This window comes from Peptacetobacter hiranonis (assembly GCF_008151785.1).
GTDB classification, from domain to species: Bacteria; Bacillota; Clostridia; order Peptostreptococcales; family Peptostreptococcaceae; genus Peptacetobacter; species Peptacetobacter hiranonis.
On record NZ_CP036523.1, the window covers coordinates 1,935,812 to 1,956,181 of the forward strand.

The window sequence follows — 20,370 nt, forward strand, 5'->3', positions numbered from 1 at the left end:
TGTAATTTACCTTTTCATTTAATTAATTTATTTGCTATTTATTAGCAAGAAACTTTTACCATAGTTGCTCTTACAACTTTTTCATTTAATTTATATCCTTTTTGTAGCACATCTACAACCTTACCAGGTTCTACACCACATATATGATCCTGCATAACTGCCTGATGGAAGTTTGGATCGAAAGGCTCATCTTCAGCTGGTATTTCTTTAAGACCAAATTTACCAAGAGTATCTAAAAGCTGTTTTAAAACTAGCTCAACACCCTGATAAACTGCTGTACCTTTATCTGCTGAATCTAAAGCTCTTTCCATATTGTCTATAACAGGAATAAGTTCTGCCATTATTTTTTCATTGGCAAATATTCCTATATTTTCTTTTTCTTCATTAGTTCTTCTTCTGTAGTTTGCATACTCAGCTTGAAGTCTCTGATATTTATCATTTAAATCCGCTATTTCATCTTTTAATTTTTTTTCTTCAAGTTTAGCATTTATATCTGTTACGTTTTCTGCTTCACCTTCTATCTCTTCATTAGAAACATTTACTTCTTCATTCTGAGCTTTCTCAGCCGTTTTAGTATCTTTTGTCTCCTCGTTTATACCTTTATTATTTTCCAAGACATACACCCCTCAGTCAATCAGCAAATCGCTGTTTTATTTCTTTTTATTTAGTAAAATGCTCATATAATTTATTATTGAGCAAACTCTAGCATAATCCATTCTTGTAGGTCCTATAAAGCTTATCTTTCCTAATGTATTATTGTCTACATTATATGTAGCTGTTACGACACTACAATCTTTTTCAAGACCTTTTCCATTTTCATTACCTATTAAAATATTTAGATTATCCTTTTGAATACCCTTCTGTTTAATAAGATCTGTAACGGCATCTTTTTCTTCTACTAGATTTAAAAATTCTCTAGCTTTTATTATGTCGTTAAACTCAGGGTAATTGAAAATGTTTGTAGCTCCATTTAATGTAAGTGAATAATCATCATCTGACTCTTCACCATTTAGAACATCTATTAATGTATCGACTATCATTGAAAACTCACCAATCTGATATTTTACATATGATATAAAGTTTTCATCTAAGTCAGCTACACTCTTTCCAGCAAGTCTTTTTGTTAAACTATCTGATATAAGATTTAGTTTAGCTTGTTCAATGTTTTCTCTTACTGGTATGTTCGCTTTCTTTACATCACCTTTTGCTGAAACTACTATTAAAAGTATCTCGTTTTCATTTAAGTTTACCAACTGTATATATTTTATTACGTTGTTTGCTATACTCTTTGTAATAGCTACTGTAGTATAATTGGTTAATTTTGATAACATCTTTGATGTTTCATGAATTAAACCATTTATATTGTCTATATTGTTTTGCATACAGTTTTCAATTAATCTTTTTTCCTCATCAGTAAGCTCTCCCTTGTTCATTAAAGAATCAACATATAATCTATATCCTTTAACTGAAGGAACACGACCTGCAGATGTGTGAGGCTGTATTAGATATCCTAGCTCTTCCAAATCCGCCATTTCATTTCTTATAGTCGCTGCACTAACTCCAAAATCATGTTTCTTTGAAATTGTTCTAGAACCGATAGCCTCTGCTGTATCAATATAATCTTTAACTATCGCTTTAAGTATATTTAATTTTCTCTCATTCAATTCCAAATTCATCACCTTCTTACTTTATTAGCACTCATCGTTTAAGAGTGCTAAAAAGCTTATACTTATTTTATAACACCATTAGAATTTTTTGTCAACATCTTTTGAAAAAACTTTTTAAAAATTATTTTTGAACACAAAAAAGAAATCCAATTATACTATAATCAGATTTCTTTATTGCAAATTCAATATTCTTTTTATTAATTGTCCACTAGCATGCTAGAGTGCTAATCAACATATCATTATCACTCTTATCTAAGATAATATTTCTAAAAATACACTATTAGATATCTCTCTTCCCTTTTGAGTTAGTTTTATATTTTCCTCAACTACAGATAAGAGTCCTCTCTCAGCCAAATCCTCTACCTGTTTTTTATATTTATCACAGAATTCAACTCCAAATCTATTTTTAAAATCAATTCTATTAATTCCAGAGTTCATTCTTAATCCCATAAACACCATTTCTTCCATCATTTCCTCATCAGAAAGATTTTCTACACTTATAATAGGCTTTTTCCCACTTTCTATTTTTTTATGGTAACTATTTAAATTTGACTCATTTGTATATCTATCTCTAGCAAGATATCCAGCTGCACCTGCACCAAGTCCAAGATAGTTATCACACTGCCAATAGATTATATTGTGTCTACACTCTTTACCTTCTTTAGAATAATTAGATATTTCGTACTGATTATATCCATTGTTTTTTAGATAGTTAATAGTGTATTCATACATCTCTATATCTCTATCCTCGTCCATAAGTTCAAACTCTTCTCGCTCATACATATCAAAAAGCTCTGTTCCCTCTTCCATTATAAGAGAATACGCAGAAATATGCTCAGGGTTTAATCCAACAACCTTTTCCAAACTCTCTTTCCAATCGTCCTCAGTCTGATTAGGAAGTGCAAACATGAGATCTATATTGATATTATCAAAACCTACACTTCTAGCCTCTTTAAAATTCTTCTCAAACTCCTCATAAGTATGAATTCTCCCTATATAACTTAAATGATGATTTTGAACAGCTTGAAGGCCTATACTCAGCCTATTTATTCCACTTCTTTTAATAGTTTCTAACTTTTTCCTATCAATAGTACCAGGATTACATTCCATAGTAATCTCGGTATCATCAGAAATATTAAAACTATCTTTAACGCACTTCATCAAACTCTCAATCTCATCACAAGATAAAATACTAGGAGTCCCTCCTCCAAAGAAAATAGTATCTACTATTCTATCAGCACATTCACCAGAATACATCTTTATCTCTTTCTTTAAATCATCTAAATATCTCTTCTTATCACATAAATTCATTTTAAACGAATTAAAATCACAGTATTTACACTTCTTTACACAAAACGGAATATGTATATAAACTCCAAACATCAAACATTCCTCCTTTTAATAATTATTATTTTATACAATCTAAAGACGCATCGCAACACATAAATGTATTACAAAATCAAAGCGATGCGTAGAATCCTAGCGAGGAAATATAGTATCAATTTTAATGTAATAAAAAAGATGCCTCAGAAAATCCAAGGCATCCATATAAAACAATTTAATTTATATATTGCAGTATCCAACTACTCTATATTCAGCAGGTACTTCATATCCACTTGCATCAAATACCCATTTAGAATCCATAAGAGTTGTATCCACTATTACTCCGAAGTATAACATAACTATACCAGAAGCTATTTTTCCTTCGTATTCGTCTTTTAATTCTTCTTTATCAACAACAAGAACTATTTTACCACCATCAACTATAAATCTCCATGGCTGTTTGTTAAGTGCTGAAGGAGCTAGTCTAGCATATGAGAATGCATCTAATAAAGCTCTTGTTTCTAGATCTTCTATATCTGCTGCCTGTCCCCATTTATCCATAAATACTATTTCTTCTATAGCTTTTCTATCTGATGCAGGTTCTGCCATTGCTTTTTCCATTTCTGACTGAGAATAGTTTTCTCCAGTTTTAGTAGCTTTTAAAACTTTTTTCTTAGCTTCATCAGCATATCCAAATGCTACTAATGCAACTAATTCTTTATCAGTTACTATTCCTATATTTTCAAGTATTTTCTTTCCGTCATCAAATGTTATCCAGCAAGAATCTATTTTTAATTCTACACCTTTTAATCTTGCGTTTTCTGCTATATATCCAGCATTTTCTATATAATTATCTTTTTTATCTGAAAGTAAAAGCATGTAGTGTGGTGCATCTATAAGGAATCCATTGTATCCAGCTAATCCTTCCATTTTGTCATATACTTCACCTTTGTCATAGAATTTTAATTCTGTTTCTATACCAGGAACTAGAACTTTAGCTGTTTCTATATATTTTTTTATTTCTTCTAAGTTTTTAGCTTCAACTTCTTTTTCTTTAAAACTTCTAACTGATTTTGAGTTCATTATTAAATTCTTATAATCCATCATTTTGTACTCTCCTTCTACCGACAAATAAATAATCTTAATTTAAAAAGCCGATACATAATTATTAATTCTTTATGTTCATTATATACCCTTTTAACCGTAATTCAAACCGACTTTTTTTAAATTTTTTCAATTTTTTATAAATTTGATTATATATTCTATTTTTATCGATATCTACAAACAAAACATATTTCTATAGATTATCCACTCCAAATATTTTTAAAATTATTTTATCATTTCTAATAATTTTTCTTTTTTATTTATATCTGGATTTTTTATTACTTCTTTTAAGATTTTATTTAGCATTTCTCCTATTTCCTTGCCTGGTTTTATTCCAGCTGCTATTAAATCTTTTCCATTTATATCTAAATCTTTAACTCTAAAACATTCGCCGTTATCCACAATTTCTTTTAAAGTATTTTCTACGTTATTTAGTACTATAAGAGCTTCTACTGTAAATGCTTCTAATACTTCTATCCCTACACTTTCAATTTTCTTCTCTTCTTCACTTTTTTCTTCAAATTTACTTTTTCTTTCTTCTAAATATGTATCTACTTCAGCAGCCTTTAAATCAATTAAATCCTCCAACATTTCTACACTATCCAATTTCATAAGTAAATACTTTAAATCCTCTTTATTATTGGAGATATTTCTCATACCGTATTTTAAAAGCTCACAAGCCTTAGAAATTGTTTTATTATCATATCTCATCTTTTTCAATATTTTTCTAGTATTCTCTAGTCCAATAGCTTCATTTATATAAATAAAGAATCCAGCTAACCTACAAGCTAAATCTTTTTTACATAAATCAGCACAATTAACACCCATTTTTATCATTTCTACAGCCGAAAATTCTCTATTATAATCTTCACTATCTATCTTATACAGCTCTTGTAGTATATTTTTTAGTATTCCACTTTCATGATAAATCATTATTTTTTTTGCATCTGACATCAATGTCTTAGTAAATTCTACATTTATTCTCTCAATAGATACTGCTGAGATTAAATCCGACATTTCTTCTATCGCTTTGAATGTATCATTCTCAATAGAGAATTCAAGTTGTGCAGAAAATCTAATTCCCCTCATCATCCTAAGTGCATCTTCTTCAAATCTTTTTATTGGATCTCCAACACATCTTATTACCTTATTTTTAAGATCATCTCTACCACCAAACACATCAACCAATCCAGTAGAATTATTATACGCCATAGCATTTATAGTAAAATCTCTTCTAGATAAATCTTCTTCTATATTTTCAGTGAACTCTACACTATCTGGATGTCTTCCATCTGTATAATCTCCATCTATTCTATATGTAGTTACTTCATACGGTTCCTTATCTATCACTACAGTGACAGTACCATGTTCTATACCTGTTTCTACAGTATTTTCAAATATATTCATTATATCTTCTGGCTTTGCAGATGTAGCTATATCCCAATCATTTGGCACTCGTCCAAGTAGACTATCTCTTATACATCCACCTACTGCAAATGCCTCAAATCCATTTTTTTCTATTTTTTCTATTATATACTCTGTTGTTTCTGGCAATTTTATCAAAAAAATCACTCCAATCTTCTAAAAAGGCTGTTACACATATCAAATGCAACAGCCAAATTATTTTTGTATTCTATTTTATTAGTCGTCAAGTTTAAGAACTGACATGAATGCTTTCTGTGGTACTTCTACGCTACCAATCTGACGCATTCTTTTCTTACCTTCTTTCTGTTTTTCAAGAAGTTTTCTTTTACGAGAGATATCCCCACCGTAACATTTTGCAAGAACGTCTTTTCTTAAAGCACTTATTGTTTCCCTTGCTATTACCTTATTTCCAACAGCTGCCTGAATTGGAACTGCAAACTGATGTCTAGGTATTTCATTTTTAAGTTTTTCACACATAGCTTTTCCTCTTACAAATGCTTTTGTTTCGTGGATTATGAAGCTAAGTGCATCGACCTGTTCTTTATTGATAAGTATATCAAGTTTAACAAGTTTAGAAGGTACATATCCCTTCATTTCATAATCTAATGATCCATATCCTCTAGTTCTTGATTTTAACGCATCAAAGAAGTCGTATATAACTTCATTTAGAGGTAGGTCGTAGTGAAGCATAACCCTTCTATCATCAATATATTCCATATTGTGCATAGTTCCTCTTCTTTCCTGACAAAGCTCCATAACAGCCCCTACGAAATCTTTTGGAACTATTATATCACCTTTAACTATAGGCTCTTCTATCATCTGTATTTCACCTGGTTCAGGTAAGTTTGCTGGGTTCTGTATCATAACAACTTCTCCATCAGTTTTTGTAACTCTGTATATAACAGATGGTGCAGTTGTTACTATATTAAGGTCAAATTCTCTTTCTAATCTTTCCTGCATTATTTCCATGTGTAATAATCCAAGGAATCCACATCTAAATCCAAATCCAAGAGCTGCAGATGTTTCAGCTTCAAATTCTAAAGCTGCATCGTTTACTTGTAATTTTTCAAGGGCATCTCTTACATTTTCGTATTTTTCTCCTTCACCTGGATATATACCGCAGTAAACCATTGGAGTTGCTTTTTTATATCCTGGTAATGGCTCAGCTGTCATATTATCAGCGTCAGTTATTGTATCCCCAACACGACAGCTTCTTATATCTTTTATACTCGCTGCTATATAACCAACATCCCCTGCAGATAATTCTGGAAGCTCTGTTGGGTTAGGAGCCATAACACCGACTTCTGTTACCTCGAATTTCTTCTTAGTATTCATCATTTCTATTGTCATGCCTTTTTTAACAGTACCTTCAAATACTCTTACATAAGCTATAACACCTTTGTATGCATCATAGTATGAGTCAAATATTAAAGCTTTTAAAGGAGCTTCTGAATCTCCTTCTGGAGCTGGTACATGATTTACTATACCTTCTAATACATCTTCTATGTTTATTCCGTTCTTAGCTGATATAAGTGGTGCATCAGATGCATCTAGTCCTATATAGTCTTCTATTTCTGCTTTTACTTCTTCTGGTCTGGCACTTGGTAAGTCTATCTTATTTATAACTGGAAGTATTTCAAGGTCCTGATCTAAAGCTAGATACACATTAGCTAATGTCTGAGCTTCAACACCCTGTGCTGCATCTACAACTAAAAGAGCTCCTTCACAAGCTGCTAAACTTCTTGATACCTCATAGTTAAAATCGACGTGACCTGGAGTATCTATTAAATTAAGATAATATTCTTCACCATCATTAGCCTGATATTTAAGTCTAACATTCTGTAATTTGATTGTTATTCCTCTTTCTCTCTCAAGATCCATGTTATCAAGAAGCTGAGATTTCATATCTCTTTCGCTTACAAGACCTGTAGTCTGTATTAATCTATCTGCTAAAGTAGATTTCCCGTGGTCTATATGTGCAATTATACTAAAGTTTCTTGTTCTACTCTGTCTGCTTGACAATTAAGTTTCCTCCCTTTCAAAATTATTCTCTATTTCAAAGCGATTTATTACGCTAAATTCATTTTTTCCGTTTATGAGCGCAGTTACGCTTTTATATCATACCTATTATTTTACTTTATCTCTTGCTTTATGTAAATAAAAAAGTCATTGTTCAATAAAGAAGTGACAAATATTTTTCTAGTTTTTTGTTTTTTTAATTGATTTTTTTGTATTCTCCTAGTATAATTTATAATTGACTGTATTTTAGCAGAGCAAAATTATAACCAAATCAAGTTGTGAAAAATATAAAAAATAAATAAATATTTTTCCTTGATTTTTATTTATAATTCTGTTAAAATCTAATATGTTGACGATGAGTGATTATTTAATAAAGTTATTGTGGGAGGTGAATAGAATGGCAAACATAAAATCAGCTAAAAAAAGAATAAGTGTTATAGAAAAGAAAACTGCTTTAAACAGAGTAAGAAAATCTCAGGTTAAAACAGCTATAAGAAGATTTGATGAAGCAGTTGCAGCAGGAAACGTAGAAGAAGCTAAAGCTAGATTCCAGTACGCACAGAAAAGAATATACCAGGTAGCTTCTAAAGGAACTATACATAAAAACGCTGCATCAAGAAAAGTAGCTAAATTAGCTCAGAAATTAAACGGTATGAACGCTTAATTACCAGTTTAATATGACATATATGACCCCCTGTTCGCTAAAGGGGGTTTTTTTATTGCCTTTTTAGCCTATTTTGTATCCAAGCACGATTATTTGCACTCCAGGCTTCAGCGCCCCACCCATTTATGTAACACATTTCAATGTTGCGGGGCGCTTGCAGAATTGTCGTTGCAAATTAATCTGTGCTCGTTTCCAAAATAGTACGCTAATAAATGCGATTGCAAAAACTATATATTAGAAACCGATAATAATAACAAATAAAAAAGGTAGTTTTGAAAAAATATCCAAAACTACCTTTTTTATTTTTATAAATATATATATTAACTTATTTCGAATCAGTTTTATAAACTGTGGCGAAGAGATGTAACCGCTCTTTTGCCACATTGCTTATTTGCAGTATTTTCCTATTAGTATTTCTATGGCTGCTTCGTCACCGATTAGTCCATTTTTTATTCTGTATTCGCTTTCTAGTATGTAGTTCATTATTTCTGTTAGTTTGTCATCAGAGAAGTTTGTTCCCTGTTTTGCAGCGTTTTTTACAACGAATTCTTGTACTCCTAGTGTTGTTGCAATTTCTTTGATTTTCATGTTTTCTTTTTGCATGTCTTTTACGTTTAGTATTATTCTAAATTGTCTAGATATTAAGCTCATTATTCTAAGTACTGGCTCACCGTCAAATACCATGTCTTTGAATATTTTCATTGCAACAGACGCATTTTTCATTCCTATATTATCTATCATTCTAAATACATTGTTTTCAACTTTTCTAGGAGAAAGTTTGTCTACTATCTCGTTTGTAAGTGTGCTGCCTGATCCAGCATAAGACCCCATTTTAAATATCTCATTTTTTACATCTGTAAGAGTCATATCGCTGTTTTTATCTCTATATCCAAGTTGCTCTATAAAGTAGGCTATTGTAGCATTTTCCGCATTTACATCAAGTCTAGAGAATTCTCTTTTTACCCATTTGAAAAGATCCATTCCATCTAATTTCTTACATTCACATACAGTACCAACCTTGTTTACTTTCTTATATATAGACTTTCTCTTATCTATATCTCCATAAACTATGAATGCTAGTACAGTAGTGTCCGGTATATTATCTAGTCTTTCGATAAAGTATTTTTCATCTGCATCTGTAAAATTCTTCTTATTTCCATTAAAAAGCTCAAAGTCTTTAACTATTACAACTTTTCTTTCATCCATGAACGGAAATGTTTCTATCGAACTAAGAAGCTGATCTAACTGAACCTCTTTTCCATCTATAACATCAAAGTTGAAATCAAGCATACTCTCATTTAAGCCAGATTTTAACATTTTTATTGAATTTTCTATAAGATAATATTCTTTTCCATAGAAAAGATATACTCTCTCAAAATTATTCTGTTTCATTCCTCCGATAATATCCTTGTAATCCATTTCTTTGCTCCTCTACGACTTTGATTTCATAATAAATTATGCCTAGAATAATTATTATATAATAAATCACAAGAAAACTAAAGTCTAATTGAGTAAATTGTATGTATGAAAACCATATTTCATCTACTTTTTCTAGGATAAAATAAATTATCGTTATAATTACAGAATTTAATCCCGCTACAATGCTCGCAATAAACGGAAATATTTCAAATAAAAATATACTTGCAACATCTATATACACGACAAATGCTACAAATGGAACTGCCAAAACATTACTTATAACTGATAATATAGAAATCCCATCAAAACTATATACTATTATCGGTAGCGTCATTATATTTGCCGCTATTGTAACCGATGCTGCTGAAAATTTTATCCTCTTGTTTATAATAGGATAAAAATAAACTATAGAAAAAGTAGCTAAAAAACTTAATTGAAACCCTGTATTATATATTACAAATGGATTTAAAAATATCATCACAGAAGCAATTATAGCAAGTGTGCTAATTCCATCCCTTTTTCTATCCACCACAAAGCATATATCAGCAAATACAGAAGATACAACTGCCCTTCCAATAGATGGACTTCCTCCAGCTATATAAAAATATATAAATAAGACAATATTAACAATTACCATATTAAAAGCTATATTTATTCTTCTTCCAATAAATCCAACCAACGTACACAATATTCCTACATGAAGTCCAGAAACGGCTATAATATGGCTCACACCAGTTCTTGAAAACATCCTCTTATCCTCATCACTCATAAGATCCTTCTCACCTAGAAGCATAGAATTGATAAAATCAGACTTTTCCTTATACAGATACGCATTTGTATCCTTTATATATTCTCTAATCGCCCCTATCATCTTATAAGCTTTACTAATCCCAACTTTCTTACATTCGCTCATAACACAATAAACTTCTATACCAGTACTTTTTAAATACCTTCCATAATTAAAATCATCAAACTTCATATCAGAAAGTGCCTTTGACTTTCCTATAGCCTCTACAATATCTCCAACTTCTAAATCTGCTTTTTCAGAATAGTCATTTACCAGACACTCTCCTATCCTATATTGAGTGTATCTCTCTTTTTTCACCTCAGAAACGACTGTACCTCTAATATAAATAGTTTGATTTGCATCAACTGAATCCACTAATTCACCTTTGGTAGACAAAACAGAAATAGCAAATATAAAAAAGAATAAAATTACAGATGGTCTTCTAACAAAAAATACTTTTAAACGTTCAAATAAACTTCTACTTTTCTCCATATGTTAACCACCTCTCATTACTTTCTACTTTTATATTTGACACTTTTCAAAAATATATTCATAAAACTTTTTTTATTATTTATATAATTCAAATAAATACATTATTTTTTTAAGATAACAATAAAAAATCTAGCGTAAACCAAAAATAAAATAATAAGTTTACCTTTGTATTTAGGTAAACTTATTTTATAGTTATAGTTGACATTTATTTAATTTTAATTTATTCTAGTAAACATAAATCTCATACTATGATTATATATAAAATAAAAGGTTTATAAATCAAAAATCAAAACACAGAAATTAAAAAGAAAAGAGGTATAAATTTATGAAAACAAAAGAATTAGTATACGTATCACTTTGTGCTGTAATAATAGCTATCTGCTCTTGGATATCTATACCAACTGCAGTGCCATTTACTCTACAAACATTTGGAATATACTTAGCAATTGCAGTACTTGGTGGAAAACTTGGTACAATATCACTATTAATATATCTTGGATTAGGCGCAATAGGATTGCCAGTATTTGCTGGATTCAAAAGTGGATTAGCTGCTTTAATGGGGCCAACAGGTGGGTATATAATAGGATTTTTAGCTACTGCACTAATAATGTGGGGATTTGAAAAATTCTTTGGAAAAAATAAAGTTTCATTTATAATATCTGCAATAATAGGTCTTGTAGCATGTTATTCACTTGGAACAATTTGGTTTATGAAAGTATTCTCTGCCGCAAATGGTCCAATAGGACTTGCTGCAACACTTGGAATGTGTGTAGTTCCATTTATAATACCGGATTTAATCAAACTTACAGCTGCATACCTAATAGGAAGCAAAATATCAAACATCTCAAAAGTGAATACAGCAACTTACTAAAAATTTAATTGATAATATAAAAAATGGGCTACTACATCAATAATAGCTAATGTAGTAACCCATTTTTATTAGTCGTATTCATTTATATGATTTCTCTTTTTAACAAATACTTTTCTAAGTATATCTAATTTTTCTTCGTTTATTTCCTTGTCGTATAAATCTAAAACATCATCTATATCCTTATATCCAAATATCAACTGAGATATCTGATTTATATTAAGGACAATATCAGATTTTTCTTCATCATATTCAAGTTTATCACAACTGTATAAATTTCCTTCAAAACTCAATCTATAGTTTACAGTATTCTGATTTATATAATCGTCTTTTATCGCTATTGTAACACTCTCTTCAAAACAGCCTAATTTATCAGAGTAATTGTAATTATTTTCAAGATAGTCTACCATATTTCTAAAACATTCGCCTATATTTACTACTCTACCCATCATAAATGGTTTTAAAAGCGATTCTGATGTCTTAGGATTCTTTAATGTATTACCTATAGTATTTCTAACGTCTTCCATTATAACAACCTTATCACACTGTGTATTGTGGTTGTAGATAAATGCTAAAATAGACTTTAAAGCATTTGTATTGCTGAAGTACACTTCTCTAACAAAGAATTTTCCTTCATTAATAGCATAAATAACATATCCATCATATACACCACAATCAGAACAAATATAAATATGTCCTCCATCTGCTGCTACTTCTTTAAACATATTCTCATATCTCTGCTTACCTCTTACAGTATATCCATTTAATCTTCTATTAGATTTATTATAAATATCTATAAGATTATCTATATCCGATTCTTTAGCTTTTCTAAAATCTCTTTCTATTCTAAAAGCTGATAAATCCTCTATATTTATTCTATGCTCAATCATATCGTAGCAATTTTCAAATCCAAATCTTCTATAAAGCCTAAAATCTATTGGCATCAGTATAGAAACATTCTGTCCTCTATTGTACATCTCTTCAAATGATAAATTCATCAAAGATTTCATCATCCCCTTGCCCCTAGCCTCTGGTAATGTAGATACACCTACAACATAGGATACATTTTCTTCTCTGTTACCAAGCTTTATAGTGTGCTGGTTTAAATGAATTGATGCAACTACATCTCCATTTAACTCTGCAACAACAGTATTTTCAGCTCTATACTTATTTTCAAAGTAGCAGTTTTCTACTTCTTCACCTTCATTGAAACAGTATGTCCATATTTTCCTTATCTGATCGTAATCTTTATCAGTCGCTATTCTGGCAGCCATTGGATCCTCCTATTTTTCTCTAACTGTATATTTTTCAGCAAATCTAACAGGATGATAAGAAAGCTTAGCTTTTCTAAGTCCTTCTATACCTAAATCTTCTTCTCTATTTACAAATTCAACATCTGGGAATTCGTCTACTAAGAATTTCTGATTTATATATGGATAAAGTCCTCTTATCTCTGGATTCGCCTTTTCTATATGTATAAGAGCCATATTCGGTTTTAATTTTTCACCTATACTAAATGCTTCTAACGCTCCATCAACATATATTCCAAAAACTTTTACTCTATCTCTTAGTTTATCATAATTATTAAATATTTTCTCTATTGCTACATATTCTCCATCGTCAACATCAGCATCTGAGTCCTCTTTCTGAACTTTCCACCTATCAAGTAATGCTCTACAATCGTCGAAATCTGCTATATCTAATAATCTACTTTCAAATCTTCCTTCATATTCTTTTAAGAAGTAGTTTATATGATTTCTCTTCTTCTGATTTTTTCTACCTGCTAATGTTCTTAAAGACTCAGCATCGTATATATAGTCAAATAAATCTCTTTCTTCTATGTATTCAAATTTATCTCCGTAATTACTGTGAACATAGTCCACCATTTCCTTATTTATCCCTCTTAAATAAACTTTGCTTTCTATTTCTTCAAAGTAATTCATTGCAAAGTCTATAGCTTTTTTAACATTTTCTCTTGATGCTAGTGGTAGTACTGAGAATATCTCCCCTTCATATTCCCCGAAAACTATCGCAAAATCATCTTCTATATGGTATTTTGTCTTGTAAGTATCCCGCCACATAAACATTGTAGCAAAACAATAATCACAAGCTTCATAATCTGTCATATCAAAGAATGGCTGTAACCTATCCAACGATTCTATATCTAAATTTTTAAATTCTATTTTACTCATAAAAACCTCTCCTTTTTTCCCCTTAACATATCTTTTTCATTTATTTTATATTTATACATTTATATTTTTAATTATCACATCTTTTGTTTTCATCTCTTTTCTCAAATCTCGTTTACAAATAAAAAAATTTGTAAACTATACAAATGAGAGAACTATTAATTTTATAATTTTTATTTTACCCTAAAATTATATTTTCCAAACATTTATTTTAACAGAGGTGTACAAAAATGAAAAGTAAATCACTTATAAAAATTTTTTCAATTCTTTTACTAGTTATCTATGTAAACGGTTGCGCCAGAGAAAAATTATTTTCCGTACATATAATTGACGTTGGTCAAGGAGATAGTATATTCATACAGACACTCGAGGATAAACGTATTCTTATAGATGCAGGTGATGAAGAAGCTGAGCATACAGTTTACTCATATTTAAAAAGAAGAGGAGTAAAAAAAATTGACGTTTTAATCGCCACTCATCCAGATACAGACCACATAGGAAGTATGGACTATATTATAGATAAATTTAAAATATCTCATTTCTATATGCCAGATGCAAAAACGGACTCCGAAGCATTTTACAATCTTTTAGATAGCTGCAAAGAGAAAAATTTAAAAATAGAATACCTGACAAAAGGAGATCGACTAAAAATAGATAGTTCAACAACTATGGAAATCTTATCTCCATCTACAATTACTGATAAAAATAATCTAAATTCAATTGTATCGCTATTAAATTACAAAGGTTATGAGTTTTTATTTACTGGAGATGCTGAAAAAGAAAATGAGTCAGAGATATTATCGTCTTGTAATTTACCAGATATAGATTTTTTAAAAGCAGGTCATCATGGTAGCTCTTCCTCATCAACAGATGAATTTATAGAAAAGCTTAAACCTGAAGCTGTTGCAATCTCTTGTGGATACAACAATGACTATGGACATCCACACAGAAGCGTTCTCGATACATTTAGAAAAAATGGAGCTGTAGTTTATAGAACTGATAAAAATGGATCACTTGTATTTTACTGTGACGAGAATGGAATATTTACAAAGAAAAAATACAAAGCCGAGTAAAATTTATAAATACAAAACTTACTCTATCATTTCAAAGATGAGCAAGATGAAAGTTTTTCTATTTTCAAATTATTCTGATTTATGTTATCATTAATTATACAATAAACCTTAAAGGAGGTTGCCTATGGAAAAAGCCGTACTATTAGTTAGTGTAATTATAATAATCAGAATTTTATTAAATGATTTTTTAGAAAAAATTCCTGTACCATCTCTTATCATCTTCATCTTGCTTGGGATGTGCTTGGGAGAAAATGGAATTTTTAAAATCAGTTTTGATAATTATTCTTTCGTCAATATAATTTGTTCAGTCAGTTTAATTTTCATCATGTTTTACGGTGGATTTGGTACAAATCTAAAAGCTGCAAAACCAGTTGTAGCTCAATCTGTGTTGCTTTCAACAGTTGGTGTAGCTGGAACTGCTGGTGCTGTAGGGCTGTTCTCTCATTTTGTATTACATCTACCATGGTTGGAGAGTATTTTAATCGGTTCTGTAATATCTTCTACAGATGCTGCATCAGTTTTCAACATACTTCGTTATAGAAATCTAGCCCTAAAAAATAACACCGACTCACTTTTAGAAATAGAATCTGGATCAAACGACCCGATATCATACATGCTTACAACTTCATTAATAGCAATTATGCTAGGACAGGATATCTCTGTTCCAGCTTTACTTATACAACAGATGTTATTTGGAGTATTATTCGGTGTTTTAGTAGCTAAATTATCTATATACTTATTTAAAACTAGCCTTTTTAAATCTCAAGAAAGTGTAACTATCTTCTTATTTGCAGTAATGCTTCTATCATTTTCACTGCCATATACTTTAAACGGTAATGGATATTTAAGTGTTTATTTATGCGGAATAATTTTAGGTAATTCAACTTTGATACATAAGAAATATTTGGTGCATTTTTTCGATGTTTCAACAGATGTCGCACAGGTTATAATATTCTTCCTGCTTGGACTTTTAGTAACACCTGTAGATTTACCTAGAGTTATGATACCTTCATTGATGATAATGCTATTCCTTACATTAGTTGCAAGACCACTAGTTTCATCTGTACTTCTTGTTCCATTTAAATCATCTCCTAAACAGATTGCTTTAGTGTCTTGGTCCGGACTTAGAGGAGTTGCATCTATCGTTTTTGCAATTTCCGTTGTTTTAAGTGGTGTTGAAACAAAGTACAATTTATTCAACCTGGTATTTTGTATAGTTATTCTTTCAATTTCTATACAGGGAACTCTCCTTCCTTGGGTTGCAAATAAATTATCTATGATTGATAAGAATGCCGATGTTAGAAAGACTTTCAATGACTATCAGGAAGACAGTGATATAAGCTTTATAAAAATTCATCTTGATAAAAATCACCCGTGGAAAAATCTAGAAATAAGTAAATTAGGACTTCCTAGAGATTTATTGATTGCAATGATTGTAAGAAATCACACACCTATCGTTCCTAAAGGAGATACTGTGCTTGAAGTTGGTGATTTACTCGTTTTTGCAGCGAGGTCTTTTGAGGATAGAAAGCATCTTTCTCTTAGAGAGATTGTTATAGATAGGAAAAGTAAGTGGGTAAATACGCCACTTCATCAGATAACTACAGAGAATCCTTATCTTATTATTTTGATAAAGAGAAATTTAGAAAATATAATTCCTACTGGAGATACAAAACTACTGCCAGGAGATATACTGATTATGGCCACAGCAGAAGAATAAAGGTAAATAAAAAAGCTACTTGAATAGTATTATTCTAGTAGCTTTTTATATATTTATATTTTATTTTTCTCCTAATAAGTCATTTATTACAGCAGATGCCATTATTAATCCTGCCACAGATGGTACAAATGATACACTTCCTGCAGTCATTTTGTTTCCGTTCATTATTTTTTCTTTTGGCTCTATTGCTTTTTCAGTTGAGTATACGACTTTTAGTTTTTTTATTCCTCTGTTTTTTAATTCTCTTCTCATTACTCTAGCAAGTGGACACATGCTAGTTTTGTATATGTCTGTAAGTTCTATTTTTGTAGGATCTAGTTTGTTCCCCATTCCCATAGAGCTTATTATTTTGATTCCTTTTTTAGTACAAGTTTCTATAAGATGTATTTTAGAAGTTATCATATCTATTGCATCTATTGCATAATCATAATCACCGCTTAGCAGTTCTTCACCATTTTCTGGAGTGTACTTTTCAGCGATTGCAGTTATGTTTACATTTGGATTTATGTCTTTTATTCTTTCTTTAAATACATCTACTTTCATCTTTCCAACTGTAGAGTGAAGTGCTATTATCTGTCTGTTTATATTTGTTATATCAACATCGTCAAAGTCTACTATAGTAATATTTCCAACTCCAGCTCTTGCTATTGCTTCAGCTGCAAATCCACCGACACCACCTACTCCAAATATTATCACACTTGCATTGTTTAATTTTTCTATTCCATCATCTCCCACAACAAGAGATGTTCTCTTTTCCCAATCCATCATTTTAAAATTCCTCCGAGTAAATATTTATAATATATAAAAAAAGGAACCTTCATTCAGGTTCCGTAATATACTGTATTGGCGGGAGTGCGTGGGAATTGAACCCACCTAAGAGGCTCCTAACCCCTCATACTAGTTTTGAAGACTAGAGGGCACACCAGCACCCATCCACCCCCGTGGTTTTTTCAACAGTAATAATATAACACATAAAATTAACTTTTGCAAGTATTATTCAAAAAATAAATAAAAAAATCGAAAAAAACTATATTAAACTTATCTGCTCATCTTCTTTTAAATTATTTATCTGCCAATCGATTTCAGTTTTACCAATACTTTTTAATATTTCATTTGCTTTCTTAAAATGTTCACACCCAAAAAAGCCCCTATTTGCAGAAAGTGGACTAGGATGAGTGCCTTCTAACACATAATGTTTGTCTGTATTTATTAATTTTACCTTCTTTTTAGCATTATTTCCCCAAAGTATAAATATAACAGGCTCTTCTCTTTCGTTTAATACTTCAATTATTCTATCTGTAAACTTCTCCCATCCTTTTTTACTATGAGAGTTTGCCTCATGTGCTCTTACAGTAAGTGCTGTGTTTAAAAGAAGAACTCCCTGATCTGCCCAGTCCATAAGATATCCATTATCTGGGATAAAGCAACCATACTCTGCATTTAATTCCTTGTACATATTTTTTAATGATGGTGGAGTTTTAATTCCCGGAAGAACTGAAAACGCAAGCCCATGAGCCTGACCATCATTGTGATATGGATCCTGACCTAAAAGAAGAATCTTAGTATCTTTAAACGATGTATGGTTCAATGCTGTAAATATATCATCTCTCTTAGGAAATACCTCATGCTCCTTGTACTCACCTTTTAAAAACTCATTTAACTTATCAAAATACGGTTTATCAAACTCATCACTAAGTATATCTTTCCAATCTGTATTTATCAAACTTTTCCACGCTTCTTTAGTAAAACTCTCTTCGTTATATGTATTCATTAAAAATCTCCTCTCAAAATAATATCTTCCCTATATCTACTGAACTACTGCATCTATATCATCACTCGAATTATTATCTACAATCTTTATATTCAGTTTATTAGGTATGCAAACTATACTCTGGCTCGGCTTAGTGATAAATCCTGTCTTAACACAGACCTTATCTGGACAATTGGCCTCTATCACCTCAACGCCATTGTCGTGAACTTTAACTTTGTTTATATGCTCTCCATCCTTTATTGTAAACTCTGTTTCCTCATCTAGCGGAATTTCTTTATAAAGCTCGTTATCTTTATAAACTTCTACAAATGCAGCTTTCTCATTTGCATCCTTAAGCTTTGTATATCCAAAAAGTGCTGCAACCGCAACTAGTACAACTGCAATCAAAATAAAATCTTTCTTCTTCATAATAACTTCCTTCCCACAAAAAAATTTTCCAAATAATAATATCCAACAAAATTCTATCTTTAATCTTAATAAACTATCTGTTATTTTCTTTTGTATAATAAATTTATTATCAATTATGATATAATTATCATATCATAATTTGATATTATCGACTATAAATGACTATAAATTTTGATAAGGAGAATTAAAAATGAGAAAATCCACTCCACAAATTGTTGTACTAATAATATTATTAGTTGCAGGATATTTTATATTTAAACCTAATATGGATGAGAACTACTCACAGACAAACTACTATCTAGGAACAGTAAATACTGTGACTGTATACGGAAAGAAACAGAAAAAAGCAATGGAAATACTTAACGGATGCGATGAAGTTGTCAAAGTTGTCGACAACCTTATGAGCACAGAAATTCCTGGTAGCGACGTGTCTAAGATAAATAAAAATGCAGGTATTAAACCTGTCAAAGTCTCGCCTGAAACATATGAAGTTGTAAAAGAGGCAATCAAATACTCTAAATTATCTGATGGCAATTTTGATGTAAGTATAGGACCTGTCAGCGATCTTTGGTCTATAGGTAAAAAGGATGCTAGAGTTCCTGAAAAATCAGAAATAGACGCACTCCTACCTTTGATAGACTACAAGAATGTAGAAGCTAAGGAGATTAAGCTAGAAACTGATCAAGATGGTGACGGAAAAAATGAAACTTTTGACAAGGAGTATACTGTTTTCTTAAAGAAAAAAGGTATGAAAATAGACTTAGGCGCAATAGCTAAAGGATTTGCAGCAGACCAAGTTGCACTATACTTAAAAGCTAGTGATGTCGAAAAAGCTATAATAAACTTAGGTGGAAATATCAAGACTATCGGTGATTTTAATATAGGTCTTAAAAATCCTATCGAAAACGCAAATGATTCGTTCGCAAGTGTTAAGGTGAGTAATAAATCTGTTGTAACTTCTGGTGTTTACGAGAGATTTGTTGAAAAAGACGGCAAGAAGTATCATCACATACTAAATCCAGCAGATGGCTATCCATTCGATAATAATCTTCTTAGTGTTAGTATCATCTCTGATAAGTCTATAAACTGCGATGCACTTTCTACATCTGCATTTGCTCTTGGGCTTGAAGATGGTAAGAAACTGATTGAGAGTATAGATAATGTTGAAGCTGTTTTCGTTACTAAGGATAAGAAGGTTTACTTGACTAAGGGATTCAAGGATGAGTTTGAGATTTTAAATGATAGTTTTAAGGTTGTGAAGTAATGGAAGATAATTTTTTATTCTTTCAGAATTAATTATTTTCGTTGATTTATTTTTTAGATTTTGAAAGTATTTTTTTATTTTTTGCTTTACGTTTGGCTGATTTTTAGATATAATTTTGTTATATTATATTTTATCGGTTTGCCAATTTGGCTTACATGACTTTAATTAAATAATATC

Annotated in this window: 18 protein-coding genes and 1 tRNA gene; 5 read left to right on the top strand and 14 right to left on the bottom strand. The window is 30.6% G+C overall.

Going from position 1 to position 20,370, the window contains the following annotated elements; all coding sequences use genetic code 11:
* Positions 1–41: 41 nt before the first annotated feature.
* From grpE to lepA, 6 genes are all read right to left on the bottom strand, one after another.
* Positions 42–623, bottom strand: coding sequence for a nucleotide exchange factor GrpE (grpE, locus tag KGNDJEFE_RS09105; protein ID WP_006440906.1), 582 nt, complete (start codon positions 621–623; stop codon positions 42–44).
* Positions 624–650: 27 nt separating this feature from the next.
* Positions 651–1,670: a heat-inducible transcriptional repressor HrcA gene (gene hrcA, locus KGNDJEFE_RS09110; RefSeq protein WP_050754686.1), complete on the bottom strand. Its 1,020-nt coding sequence runs from the start codon at positions 1,668–1,670 to the stop codon at positions 651–653.
* Between the two features lie 249 nt (positions 1,671–1,919).
* Positions 1,920–3,050 carry a radical SAM family heme chaperone HemW gene (gene hemW / locus KGNDJEFE_RS09115; protein WP_006440904.1) on the bottom strand — a complete coding sequence of 377 codons (1,131 nt, stop codon included), beginning with the start codon at positions 3,048–3,050 and terminating at the stop codon, positions 1,920–1,922.
* A gap of 180 nt (positions 3,051–3,230) precedes the next feature.
* On the bottom strand, positions 3,231–4,097 hold the full coding sequence (locus KGNDJEFE_RS09120) for a nitroreductase family protein (RefSeq protein WP_006440903.1): 867 nt from the start codon (positions 4,095–4,097) through the stop codon (positions 3,231–3,233).
* Positions 4,098–4,319: 222 nt separating this feature from the next.
* Complete coding sequence (locus KGNDJEFE_RS09125) at positions 4,320–5,666, bottom strand: CCA tRNA nucleotidyltransferase (protein ID WP_006440901.1); 1,347 nt, start codon at positions 5,664–5,666, stop codon at positions 4,320–4,322.
* A gap of 69 nt (positions 5,667–5,735) precedes the next feature.
* The gene (lepA, locus tag KGNDJEFE_RS09130; RefSeq protein ID WP_006440900.1) at positions 5,736–7,541 is read right to left on the bottom strand and encodes a translation elongation factor 4; all 1,806 of its coding nucleotides are present in this window, start codon (positions 7,539–7,541) and stop codon (positions 5,736–5,738) included.
* Positions 7,542–7,935: 394 nt separating this feature from the next.
* Here lepA and rpsT point away from each other — a divergent pair, with 394 nt between their 5' ends.
* Positions 7,936–8,202, top strand: a complete 267-nt coding sequence (rpsT, locus tag KGNDJEFE_RS09135; protein WP_040410674.1) for a 30S ribosomal protein S20 — start codon at positions 7,936–7,938, stop codon at positions 8,200–8,202.
* A gap of 387 nt (positions 8,203–8,589) precedes the next feature.
* On the opposite strand, the gene holA is transcribed toward rpsT, so the two are convergent.
* Together holA and KGNDJEFE_RS09145 are read right to left on the bottom strand one after the other, a co-directional pair.
* Positions 8,590–9,621, bottom strand: a complete 1,032-nt coding sequence (gene holA, locus KGNDJEFE_RS09140; RefSeq protein WP_006440898.1) for a DNA polymerase III subunit delta — start codon at positions 9,619–9,621, stop codon at positions 8,590–8,592.
* The gene (locus KGNDJEFE_RS09145; RefSeq protein WP_006440897.1) at positions 9,581–10,900 is read right to left on the bottom strand and encodes a ComEC/Rec2 family competence protein; all 1,320 of its coding nucleotides are present in this window, start codon (positions 10,898–10,900) and stop codon (positions 9,581–9,583) included. Before KGNDJEFE_RS09145 ends, holA begins: the two co-directional genes overlap by 41 nt.
* 325 nt (positions 10,901–11,225) lie before the next feature.
* Between KGNDJEFE_RS09145 and KGNDJEFE_RS09150 the strand changes: the two genes are divergently transcribed.
* Positions 11,226–11,771 carry a biotin transporter BioY gene (locus KGNDJEFE_RS09150; protein WP_006440896.1) on the top strand — a complete coding sequence of 182 codons (546 nt, stop codon included), beginning with the start codon at positions 11,226–11,228 and terminating at the stop codon, positions 11,769–11,771.
* Positions 11,772–11,839: 68 nt separating this feature from the next.
* Here the strand turns inward: KGNDJEFE_RS09150 and KGNDJEFE_RS09155 are convergent, their stop codons facing one another.
* Both KGNDJEFE_RS09155 and KGNDJEFE_RS09160 read right to left on the bottom strand, forming a co-directional pair.
* Complete coding sequence (locus tag KGNDJEFE_RS09155) at positions 11,840–13,042, bottom strand: GNAT family N-acetyltransferase (RefSeq protein ID WP_006440895.1); 1,203 nt, start codon at positions 13,040–13,042, stop codon at positions 11,840–11,842.
* 9 nt (positions 13,043–13,051) lie between these two features.
* The gene (locus KGNDJEFE_RS09160) at positions 13,052–13,951 is read right to left on the bottom strand and encodes a DUF2156 domain-containing protein (protein WP_040410696.1); all 900 of its coding nucleotides are present in this window, start codon (positions 13,949–13,951) and stop codon (positions 13,052–13,054) included.
* Between the two features lie 236 nt (positions 13,952–14,187).
* Here KGNDJEFE_RS09160 and KGNDJEFE_RS09165 point away from each other — a divergent pair, with 236 nt between their 5' ends.
* Positions 14,188–15,030 carry a ComEC/Rec2 family competence protein gene (locus KGNDJEFE_RS09165; protein ID WP_006440893.1) on the top strand — a complete coding sequence of 281 codons (843 nt, stop codon included), beginning with the start codon at positions 14,188–14,190 and terminating at the stop codon, positions 15,028–15,030.
* 124 nt (positions 15,031–15,154) lie between these two features.
* Positions 15,155–16,750 (top strand): potassium/proton antiporter, encoded by a 1,596-nt coding sequence (locus KGNDJEFE_RS09170; RefSeq protein ID WP_006440892.1) that lies wholly within the window; start codon positions 15,155–15,157, stop codon positions 16,748–16,750.
* 60 nt (positions 16,751–16,810) lie between these two features.
* On the opposite strand, the gene KGNDJEFE_RS09175 is transcribed toward KGNDJEFE_RS09170, so the two are convergent.
* The 4 genes from KGNDJEFE_RS09175 to KGNDJEFE_RS09190 form a co-directional block, all read right to left on the bottom strand.
* Positions 16,811–17,518, bottom strand: a complete 708-nt coding sequence (locus KGNDJEFE_RS09175) for a tRNA threonylcarbamoyladenosine dehydratase (RefSeq protein WP_006440891.1) — start codon at positions 17,516–17,518, stop codon at positions 16,811–16,813.
* 76 nt (positions 17,519–17,594) lie between these two features.
* Positions 17,595–17,691, bottom strand: a tRNA-Sec gene (locus KGNDJEFE_RS09180).
* 86 nt (positions 17,692–17,777) lie between these two features.
* On the bottom strand, positions 17,778–18,521 hold the full coding sequence (locus tag KGNDJEFE_RS09185; RefSeq protein ID WP_006440890.1) for a uracil-DNA glycosylase: 744 nt from the start codon (positions 18,519–18,521) through the stop codon (positions 17,778–17,780).
* Positions 18,522–18,557: 36 nt separating this feature from the next.
* Positions 18,558–18,929: a NusG domain II-containing protein gene (locus KGNDJEFE_RS09190; protein ID WP_006440889.1), complete on the bottom strand. Its 372-nt coding sequence runs from the start codon at positions 18,927–18,929 to the stop codon at positions 18,558–18,560.
* A gap of 190 nt (positions 18,930–19,119) precedes the next feature.
* Here KGNDJEFE_RS09190 and KGNDJEFE_RS09195 point away from each other — a divergent pair, with 190 nt between their 5' ends.
* Positions 19,120–20,193 carry an FAD:protein FMN transferase gene (locus tag KGNDJEFE_RS09195; RefSeq protein WP_006440888.1) on the top strand — a complete coding sequence of 358 codons (1,074 nt, stop codon included), beginning with the start codon at positions 19,120–19,122 and terminating at the stop codon, positions 20,191–20,193.
* The last annotated feature ends 177 nt before the right edge of the window (positions 20,194–20,370 follow it).

Coding starts and splice junctions, on each gene's coding strand:
- hemW (WP_006440904.1), bottom strand. CDS start 3,050: ATGTTTGGAGTTTATATACATATTCCGTTTTGTGTAAAGAAGTGTAAA.
- KGNDJEFE_RS09120 (WP_006440903.1), bottom strand. CDS start 4,097: ATGATGGATTATAAGAATTTAATAATGAACTCAAAATCAGTTAGAAGT.
- rpsT (WP_040410674.1), top strand. CDS start 7,936: ATGGCAAACATAAAATCAGCTAAAAAAAGAATAAGTGTTATAGAAAAG.
- holA (WP_006440898.1), bottom strand. CDS start 9,621: ATGGATTACAAGGATATTATCGGAGGAATGAAACAGAATAATTTTGAG.
- KGNDJEFE_RS09145 (WP_006440897.1), bottom strand. CDS start 10,900: ATGGAGAAAAGTAGAAGTTTATTTGAACGTTTAAAAGTATTTTTTGTT.
- KGNDJEFE_RS09150 (WP_006440896.1), top strand. CDS start 11,226: ATGAAAACAAAAGAATTAGTATACGTATCACTTTGTGCTGTAATAATA.
- KGNDJEFE_RS09155 (WP_006440895.1), bottom strand. CDS start 13,042: ATGGCTGCCAGAATAGCGACTGATAAAGATTACGATCAGATAAGGAAA.
- KGNDJEFE_RS09165 (WP_006440893.1), top strand. CDS start 14,188: ATGAAAAGTAAATCACTTATAAAAATTTTTTCAATTCTTTTACTAGTT.
- KGNDJEFE_RS09170 (WP_006440892.1), top strand. CDS start 15,155: ATGGAAAAAGCCGTACTATTAGTTAGTGTAATTATAATAATCAGAATT.
- KGNDJEFE_RS09175 (WP_006440891.1), bottom strand. CDS start 17,518: ATGATGGATTGGGAAAAGAGAACATCTCTTGTTGTGGGAGATGATGGA.
- KGNDJEFE_RS09185 (WP_006440890.1), bottom strand. CDS start 18,521: ATGAATACATATAACGAAGAGAGTTTTACTAAAGAAGCGTGGAAAAGT.
- KGNDJEFE_RS09190 (WP_006440889.1), bottom strand. CDS start 18,929: ATGAAGAAGAAAGATTTTATTTTGATTGCAGTTGTACTAGTTGCGGTT.
- KGNDJEFE_RS09195 (WP_006440888.1), top strand. CDS start 19,120: ATGAGAAAATCCACTCCACAAATTGTTGTACTAATAATATTATTAGTT.